Here is a 9926-nt window from a genome sequence, read left to right on the forward strand (position 1 = left end):
GCGCGTTCCTCGCGGACGACGCAGGCCCCTCACCAGCAGGCTCAGGCCTTTCGTGCGTACTTTGCGAGTGCTGCGTTGTCTTTTCTGCCGGTGTGCCTTCCGATTGGCCGGGGCCGTGCGAGGCTAAAGGCGCTGCTGCTTTGGGATGTGGACTGTCACCGGATTCGCTCGACGACGATTTCGCGCCAGCACCGCCTTTGCCCCCCTTGCTTGGAATTCTTATTTCTGGCGCGTACCCCACCACGCCAAAGCCGTCGCTGGTGCTTTGCAGTGTTGACTTCTCGAACTTGCCGCCTGCGGTTTCTTGCACATCGCTGCTACCCACAACCTGCACGTTCTCGAGACTCGCGCTCTTCCCCGCCGCCAATACAACCTTGCCTGTGCTGCGGATATCAGTCCCCGTGACGGTGTCGCTGCTTGCGCTTTCCACATTCACCGCCGCGTTGGGAGCTCCCGTCTCGGAATTGTTCTTCGATATCCCAGCAAACTTGCTCGCACCCTTGTTCTTGCCACTGGAGCCAGAAATCCCTGCGCTGGCACCTACCGACAAACTTTCCTTGCGATCGTGCGCCGCCTTGAAGCTCAGATCCCCTGCAGATGCGATCGTTACATCGTTCTTGCCGGCGTCAAACGTTACGCCGGTAAAGGACGCATCCTTTCCGCTTTGGATGTTGAGGGGCCCGGTTGCGCTCTTGACGCTGCCGCCGACTTCCTGGTCGCGACTGCTTTTGGCAGTCTGAACTTGCACCCCAAGATCAACTCCGTTGCCGCTTTTCCCCAAGGAAATGCCCGCATTGACGCCAACGCTGCGACTGCGGGATTCTTCATGGTTGGTCGCCGCATCGAACGTGATCTTGCCCCCCGCCACCAGATCACCCTTTCCTCCGGCGTTGAGGTTGCTTCCCTCATAGCGCGCATCGCCCTTTGTGCGGATCGACAGATTCCCCCCCGCGTTGATCGTACCGGCCACAGCCTTGCTGCTCGATTCAACTTGCTCCGAGCCGTTGTAGGTCGCACTGATGTTCGCCCCCACTCCCCCAACGAGGGCGACATCGACAGATCCACCAACGTTGGTGGTGTTCTCGCTTTTGCTCGAAGTGTTGCGCGCTGCACGATAGTCCAAGGCGTCGGCCTGAAGGCTTACATCCTTCTTCGCATCGATCGTCGTGCCCTCCAACTCGGTTTTCTGCGTGGACGTACTGCGCACGTTGCCGCCCACCTTGATGTTCGACGCCACGGCCTGGCTGCTCATTTCCTGGGAGTCAGTTCCCTCATGCTTGTAGGACGCGGTAACTCCGGCAGCGGCATTGGCGCTGCTCTCAGAGCGCGTCAGACCGACCGAGGAGTTCGCCGTCGCTTCTGCGTATACGCCGATCTTGACGGTGTCGCTCGCACTGCTTGATGAACTGTATTTGGTACTCGCTGCCGCCAAGCTCTTGATTGTCTTGGCCGACTGCGTCAGGTCTCCTTCCGCCTCGATCTGGGTGCCAACATCGGTGATGCTTTCACGCGCCTCTCGCTTGATGTTTCTGCCTGCCGAGATGCCCGAAGTGACTGCAGTTGTTGAGCCTTCGGCACTCGTGGTGCGTGTGTTGGACGCACGCACGCCCACTTCGACCCTGGCCTGGGCTTGAGCGGTTGCGCTGGCCTGTACACCCACGCCAATACCTGCACCCGCATCGACGCTTGCACTGGCATTGGCGCTGACGTACAAGCCGGCCGTTGTCTTGCTGCTGCTCGATTTCTTTTCGCTGGCATCGCGGACAGCCTTGAATTCCATCTGACTCGCGTCCAGATCAACGTCGCGCTGCGCATTCAATTGTCCCGCCTCCAACACCAACTTTTGGCGAGCCTTCACACTGAGGTCTCGACCCGCTGTGATGGACGACCCTTTGTGCGACGTCTCCGATGTCGATTCGGTGCTGGTGGTGTACTGCATCACATCGATGTGATTTTCAGAACTGGCCGAGACCTGGCCAGAAACTCCAACCTTGCCATTCGGGTTGGTATTGTTCGCAGCCCCCCCGCCAGCTTCGGCGCTGGCCCGTGCTTGCACCGTATTCTCTGAACTGGCCATCAACCCGATCGACAGGCTCTCCTCCTGCGTTGTCGACGTTTTCTTGTCTTCGGCCGCCAGCAGATTCACATTCAGTGCATCGACCTTGACATCACCGGCAGCGCTCATCGTCGAGCCTTGCAGATTGACATCTCGCGAGGCATCGACGCGCAGATCACCACCGAACTTCAGATTTGATCCGACATGGCGCAAATCCGTAGCCTCGGTTTGCGTCTTGGTTTTGTTCATCAAGGCAAGGCCCGCCGATCCCGATGCGCTCGCCTTGGCTTCGATGCTGCCCGCAGCGGAGAGTTTTCCCTCGCTCGCTCCATTACCCGGTGCGACCTTCGCATTCGCATTCGCGGATGCGCTTCCCGACGCACTACCCTGTAAAAATCCGATGCGTTCCACTGTCGTGCGCGTTTCGTCATAATCGCGGCCTGCCAGCACATTCACGTTCTTGCCGGCCTTGATCTGGCCATCGCCCTCGACTTCAACATCCGAGCCTTGAATCGTGACATCTTTCTTGGCCATCAAAGACGCATCTCCCCCCACTTCAAGCGTGCTGCCCACATTGCGCACCGATTTCGAATCGGTGGTCACCTTGGTGGATCCGAACAATGAGTTGTTCACACCAAAGCCACTGACCTCGCTCTCGGAGTGCGAAACCATGGAGTTTTCGCGCGCAACGATGTTCAGGTCGCCACCGGCCTTGAGGTTCGCATTCCCTGCGGCCTTGGTGTCGGTGCCCGCCAGCGTGATGTCCTTGCCCGCGTCGATCGACAGGTTGCCGTTGGTGGTGAGGCCCGATTTGACTTGCACGATGCTCGTCGTCGTTGTCGTCGTTCTACCGGTGGGGCCGTTCTGCTTGTCGTCGGCGGCAACGCCTGATTTTCCTTGCGCAGCGGCCGCCGTCGCCGTCATTTCTCCGGTGCCGCCGTCCCTGAACACCTCATGCGTGGTGTCGGTGCTCTTGTTCTCTAAAGTGTCAAAGGTGACGTTGCCGCCTGCTTTCAAGCGCGCATCACCGCCCGCGACCACGGTAGCGCCTGTGACGGCGATGTCTTTGGCCGCATCCAGGGACAGGGTACCCGTCGATTGGATAGACGCCGTCTTGCCAATATCGCTCACATAGCGCTGGTCGTCGCCCGAGCCACTGGACGCCGTCTGGTTGATGACGCTGCCCTGCGTGGATGTGACGGCCACGTTGCCGCCTTTGATCGTTCCTGAGGTGTTGCGCACGTCGCCGGTCGACCGCACGCTGAGCGACTTCGCGCCAGCGATGGTGCCACCGGTGTTGGTCAACGAAGCGAGGCTCAGGCTGGCCGTGTCAGCCGTGATGACAGCGCCTTGCATGATGCCCGCCTTGGTCCTCTGGGACAGGTAGACCACGGGAGCCAACACGACCTGGCCGTCGACCTCGGTCTGCACCATCCACACGATGTCGCGCGTGAGCTTCGATTGCTGCTCGGGGGTGAGTGCCTGGCCGTAGACCAAACCCAACGCCGTGCTCTCGCCGGCCGCCGAGTCCATCAGGCCCTTTATCTGCCCAGCCGCGTCTTTCACGCCCGCGAGCAGCGCATCGCCGGTCTGCGCGATCAGTTGTTGTTTGATCAGGTGGGCCTCGTAGTTCGAGTCCCCCAAACGACGCCCAAGCGTGTCGGCGTCGTAGCCAAGCCGCTCGGCCAGATAGTCGGAGCCCAGGGTCGACGAGCCTATCTGGTAGCGCGGATTGCTTTCGACAAGGTACCCGGTGTTCGGCTCCTTGACGATCACGTAAAGACCGTTGGGGTTGGGGGGCAACGGAATGTTGATCCCGCCGAACGAGGTGCCATTGACACCATTGGCCGCATTCACTGATACGAACGATATCGCGGAGCGCGCGTCGCGCGTCGTGATCCGGGCGATACCGGCACTCCTGACGCCGGTAATGCCGCTGGCCACTTCGCCGACCGTGGCCTTGACCACGTCACCGCCCAGGCGCGGCTTGACGTCAGCGCTCTTCGGATCGCCTTTGTCCATGGAGGCCACCGGCGCAGTCGAACCGTTGTTGATCAGTGCGAAGTTGCTGCCCAATAGGGTGCGCGCATAGACGCCCGCGCCCAGATTGCTGAGCTCGCTGGCGGCATGGGTGGTCGTTTCCTTCTCGACGTTGCGATCGTAGTAAGTGGCGAGACCCAGCGCTATGTACTTGGTGTGCTCGGTCCAGGTGCGCTTGTAGGCCATGGACTGCAGCGCCAGGTCGTCGTTAACGAAGCGTGCGCCGGCCCCCGTGCCGGTGAAAGTCACCACGTCGCCCGAGATCACCCCCCCGAGGTTCTTGCCGATGTTGAAGCTCAGCTTCACCGCCCCCGCACCCGTGATCTGCGGTTTGATCGTGGGCGTGCCGCCCGCGTAAACCTGATCCTTATGCCAGGTCTCGGAGTAGTACCAATACGCATGTTGATTCGGAAAGGAGTACTCGTCGTCATGACCCGTTTCGATCTTGACCTTGGCCGAGTCCGCGCCGTACACACGCGTGTCACCAGCGGCCACCTCGTTTCGCAGCTCACGCGCGGTGATCGTGATCGAGCCACTGCTGTCGATGGTGCTGTTGTTGACGAGGGTGTCGGCGCGCAGATCGACCGACTTGCCCGCGCTGATGGCCCCCTGGTAGGCACTCAAGGTGGCCGCGTTGGTCAGCGTGCCCGACTCGGCCGACGCCTTGAGCGCATTGCCGGCATAGAGCGTGCCCTGGTTCGTCAGGTTGCCGCTTGTGGCGGTAACGCTCAGGTCATGCAGCGCCGAGATCCCGCCGGTCAGCCCGTTGACGACCGAGGGTGCGCTCAATGTCAGGTCATTGCCCGAGAACAGCAGGCCATGGTTGATCAACGCCCTAGAGGTTGTGATACGCGTGTGCCAAGGCGAGCCAGCGGGCGCACTCTGGTCGGTCGAACCCAACACGGCCGCTTTGGCAGCGTCAGTGGACAGCGTGCCCAACGACAGTGTCATGTCGCGCTCGGACGACAGGGTGGCGCCGTCCGCAAGAGCAACGGTTCCCAGCGTCGCAGCAAGCCGCTGGCCGACGACGGTGCCACGCGTGCCAATGTTCAGCGCGCTGTGGTCGGTGCCGTTGACCACCAGCGTGCCGCTGCGGCTTTGCATGAGGCCATTGACCCTGACGGTGTAGTCGGCGTTGGCCGTACGGCTTTGCAACGCAAGGTCGCCCTCGGCAATGACCGTGCCGTCGCTGACCAGGCCCCCTGTGCCCACCCCGATCGTCAGGGCGCCCGCAGACTGAATGGTGCCGGCATTGACCACCGTTTCAGCCGACACCGTGGCAGCACCAGCCGACGAGGTCGCCGCGTCGATCACGCCGCCGGCTCGGTTGTTCAGCCTGCCCGACGCCGACACCTTGCTGTCACTGCGCGTGCCTGCCTGGATCGTGCCTCCGTTGTCGATACTGGCCACCTTAATGTCCAGCCCGTCGCCAAGCATCCTGCTGCCGCCAGCGGTGTTGAGCGTGGCGCCCGCGCCTTTGACTTCCAGTTGCCGATCCGCTTGGACCACGGCGGTCGCTCCGCTGTTGCTGAAGCCGGTCGTGACGTTGGCCGTGAACCGATGGGCGGCGATCAGCTCGCCACTGTTGTTCAGCTGGCTGGCGCCGACAATCATGTCGCCCGCGCTTTGCAGCGTCCCGCTGTTGGTCAGCGTGCCGCTCACGGCGATGCGACCGGCACCGCCCGACTGCTGCGACAGCAGCCAGGCGCCCTGATTGTCCAGGCTATTCACCGCGACGGCCGTCCCGGTATTAGCCTGCACGTGGCCAGTGGCCGCGTTGGTCATGTTCGCCGCCTTGAGGGTGAAGGCCCCTTCGGCCAGCAGCGTGCCGCTGTTGGTGACGGTCTGCGCCCAAGCGCCGCTGCGCCCGGCAATGTCGATATCGGTCGCGGCGTACACCGTGCCGCTGTTGTTCAATGTGCCATCCACGCGCAGCGTGACGGCGCCCTCGCCAGCCTCGATGGCGCCGGCATTGATCAGGCCACTCGCCGCGTCGAGCTGCACGGTCCGGCCTTTCAGGGAGGCGGCGGCATTGCTCAGCACGCCTGCCCCTGTCAGTGTGAGCGCGGCGCCAGCTTGCATCACGCCACCATCGGCGTTGCGCAGATCGCCGGCGGTTGTGGCATCGAGCTTGCCCTGCGCCAGCATCGCGCCGCTGTTGATGAGGCTCGCGGCGCTCAGGTCCAGGTCGCCAGCACTTTGCAGCGTACCGCTGTTGTTGGTCGCGCCCGACACGGTGATCTGGTCTTTCGTGCCCGCGGACTGCGACAACAGCCAAGTGCCCGCGTTGTCCAGTGAGTCCACAGTGACCGTGCTGCCTGTGGCCGCCTGCGTCCAGCCGGTGGCCTCGTTGCTGAAAGACGCCGCCTTCAGCGACAGTGCCTGTTCGGCCAGCAGCTTGCCACTGTTGATGACGGTTTGCCTCGCGGTGCCACTGCCGTCAGCGATATCGATATTGCGCTTGGCATGCAACTGGCCGCTGTTGTCCAGCGTGCCGTCCACGCGCAGCGTGGCGTTGCCGCTTTGGGCCGTGGCGATGCCGGCATTGCTCAAACCGTTGCCGGCCTTGAACTCCAGACTCGCGGCCTGCAGCACGCCGCTGCCGCTGTTGGAGATTGCACCACCGCTGGCCATGCCGATGGCACCACCGGCTTGCACGGTGCCGCTGTTGACGCTGTCGCCCGTGGTGGATGTGCTCAGATTTTCGGCAGCGATCAGTGTGCCGCTGTTCGCAACATTGCCTGCCTCGATCGTCACCGAGCCAGCGCCTTGCAAGGTGCCGTTGTTGGCAAACGAGCCTCTCACCTCGAGCTTGTCGCTCGCACCAGCCTGCTGTGACAGCAGCCACGCGCCCGCGTTGTCAATATTAGCTGCGTTGACGGTGCTGCCGGCCTGTGCCTGGATGCGTGCGGTTGCGCTGTTGCGCACCTTGTCGGCCTGGAGCGTCAATGCCTGCTCGGTCTGCAGCGTTCCGCTGTTGGACAGATTGACGCTCGCTTTGCCGAAACGGTCGGCGATGTCCAGACTCCCTGCGGCGTGGATCCGGCCGCTGTTGTCGATCTCGCCGTTGGCGCGCGCGCTCAGCGCGCCCTTGTCCGCTGTCATCGTGCCCGCATTCGAAATGCCGTTGCCAGCCGTCAGCCGCAGATTGCCGCGCAGGGTTTGCACCACCGCGCCCGTCATCGTGCTGATCTTGCCGGCGGCCGACAAACTCATATTGCCCCCCGATTGCAGCATCGCCAGGCCGAGCGCAAGGTCGCCCTGGTCGGCACTGGCAATGAGCGTGCCGCCACCGCTGTAAAGCCTGGTTGCGCCGGTTGTGACGAGGTTGCCGAAGTGGCCCTTCCAGGCACCGTTTGCGCTCCACTCGGTCGCACCGAGCGACGCACCGTTGCTCACGGCCAGCGTCAACTCCCCCCTGCATGGCGCAGGTTGTTGTTGGCATTGCCCGAAGCGCTGGCCGTATCGAGAAGGCTGGCCGCACTCACCGCCAAGTCGGTGCCTGCCACCAGCGCACTGCCGGTCATCGAGACGCCGCCCAGGGCCGCGAGCGTGGTCTTGCCGGTGGACGTGAGACTTGCATCGGTCAGCGCGAGCGCGTCGACGTCAGTGCTGGCGGTGCTCACGCTCACGTCGCTCGAGGCCGAGACGCGGTTGCGCAACTCGACTCTTCCGGCCGCTGTCAGCGTGAAGTCGCCCGCACTGGCCGCCGCCTCGCCGAGCATGCGCACACCGGCGCCGGCCTCGGTCGACGTCAGACGGATGCGGTTGGTGTACATGCCACCCAGCGCCGAGGTATCGATCGAATAAGTCGGTGCGCCATCCGTGGCGGTGGCCACGCCGGTGACCGCACGCGTGTCATGGCTCCAGCGGCTGGTGCCGGCGACGACGCTCACATCCTTCCCGTTGACAGGCGCGTCGACGCGCACCGAGCGCGTCACCAGATCGAGCACCTGTTGCGCCGTGGCGTTCAGCCCCGTGCCGGTGATCAGGATATCGCCTTGCCCCACACTGAAACCACCCAGGCCACCATTGGAGGCCAGGAAAGGGTTGCCGGTCGTCAGCGTCACGCGATCGGTGTTGATGAAGCCGCAACCCGAGCAGGTGATGCCGTAGGGATTGGCAAGCACCACATCAGCCCTGCCGCCCAGCACTTCGGTGAAACCAGCGAGCTTGCTTCGGTTGTTCGACACCACTTCATTCAGGATCGCGCGCGCCGCGTTGGCCTGATTGAAGTTAGCCGTCACCTGCCCCGCCAGTTGTGACTGCCAGGCAATCTGTGCAGCGGTCGTATTGTTGAGCACCAGGCCGCTCGGATTGACGTTGAAGCTCTGGTATTGGTTGTGGGACAGGCCAGCCGCATTGGCTGCATTGATGTTGACCACTGTGACACCGTTGGGTGCCACATAGGCATTGAGGTTGCTCCCCGGCGCCACCACCACGGAGGACACCTGCGCGAGCACGAAAGGCGGGACCAGCACCAGCGCGCCGAACAGACCGCTGCTGCGATGGTGAGCGGCGGATTTACTTCCCTTGCCCTTCCCGTGCGCGATTTCCGAGACGGCCATCCAAGCGCCAGACGCAGCGTTCCAGAGGACTCTATAGATATGGTTCATGGCACCGATCTCAAAGTGACGCGGAGAGACGAAAGCCGGTAACTATTCGGCCGCTACCGACAAACTCCATAGGAGCGTCATTGAACGCCGCCCGTAATGCATCAAGCCTGCCCACCCCATGCTTGCGCGCAGTGTCCGGATAGGAGCGGATCGTGCAGAAGCTTTGTGCCCCGGAAAAGGTGCGAAAGCAACCGGAGATTTTTTGCTTGACCTTGGGCATCCGGATGGCCCGCTCGGCCAAGTTGTTCGTGAAAGGCACCGACTCATGATCGCGCAGGCGTCGCAGCAAATTGAACGCATCCGACTGCTTGGCCCGTCCGCGTTTGCCCTGCTCCTTGACGCGCTGCGGGTTGAGCGCTTGCCCCTCATCCAACAGGGCACGGTAGCGCCCTATCCAACGCAGCACTTGGCGTGACGGCACCGCTGTGATTCCCTGTGTGCGGGCCCGTTCGCAGCCTCGATGCGCTGCCAGCAGCATGTCCATCATGCGTTGCGGCCAAGCTTGACCACTGCTCTGGGCCAAGAAGGTCAGCTCGCGCAGCAGGTGCGCATTGCACAACGCATGCACGCATTGGATCAACCAGTATGGCGCCCAGCAGTCATGCACCAGCACACCAACGTAGTCCTTCAGAACACCGAACGCATTGACTGCCTCGATGCCCCGCTTGGCATGTACGCCATACCAAGTGTGCGTCGGGGTGACGCTGGTGTGCAGCCACTGCAACTTGGCCTGTACGCGCAGACCCGATTCATCGACATGGACCACGGGCGATTGGCTCACCTGCTGCGCTATGGCTTGGACCGAGGGCATGGGGTGAGTATCACCGATTACAGGTCAGCTGCCAACTCGCTGGCGCGCGCATAGGGCAACAGCTGACCTTGTGTGAAGTGCACTGCCACGGCACGTATGTTGGGACCGTACTGCACATGCTCGGTCACCTTCTCGGGGAAGCGGCTCTCGTGCAATTTGCCGCACTGACAGACCAGGCTCAGCGTTCTGTACTCCGTGACCTCATGGTGGGGGACGGGGATATCGAGCACCTGACGGCGTTCCTGTACTTGCGCTTGGGCTGCAGGCAATGCTGCGTGGCAGGCATCGCAGCGCTCAGGCAGTTTTTGCTCGATGACGCGATCCGCAACCGCCACTTGGCGCAGCGTTTTTCCGGGATGACCGACTTGTCCACCTGGGCGTTTTCCAGACTTGCGACGCAATG

Annotated in this window: 3 protein-coding genes and 1 pseudogene; all 4 read right to left on the minus strand. The window is 62.7% G+C overall.

All coding sequences use genetic code 11. The annotated features are described in order from the left end of the window. Positions 1–7507 (minus strand): hemagglutinin repeat-containing protein (locus VTU_RS26495; protein ID WP_010102961.1); only part of this gene is annotated, 7507 nt, incomplete at its 3' end. Further along, positions 7504–8712: a two-partner secretion domain-containing protein gene (locus VTU_RS26500; protein WP_081479754.1), complete on the minus strand. Its 1209-nt coding sequence runs from the start codon at positions 8710–8712 to the stop codon at positions 7504–7506. The genes VTU_RS26495 and VTU_RS26500, both read right to left, overlap by 4 nt. Before the next feature lie 10 nt (positions 8713–8722). Continuing rightward, positions 8723–9523, minus strand: a complete 801-nt coding sequence (locus tag VTU_RS30640) for an IS66 family transposase (RefSeq protein ID WP_010102964.1) — start codon at positions 9521–9523, stop codon at positions 8723–8725. A 17-nt stretch (positions 9524–9540) separates the two neighbouring features. Continuing rightward, positions 9541–9926 (minus strand): annotated as a pseudogene (locus VTU_RS32625) (IS66 family transposase zinc-finger binding domain-containing protein); the annotation flags it as partial.

This window comes from Verminephrobacter aporrectodeae subsp. tuberculatae At4, assembly GCF_000193225.1.
GTDB classification, from domain to species: domain Bacteria; phylum Pseudomonadota; class Gammaproteobacteria; order Burkholderiales; family Burkholderiaceae_C; genus Acidovorax; species Acidovorax aporrectodeae.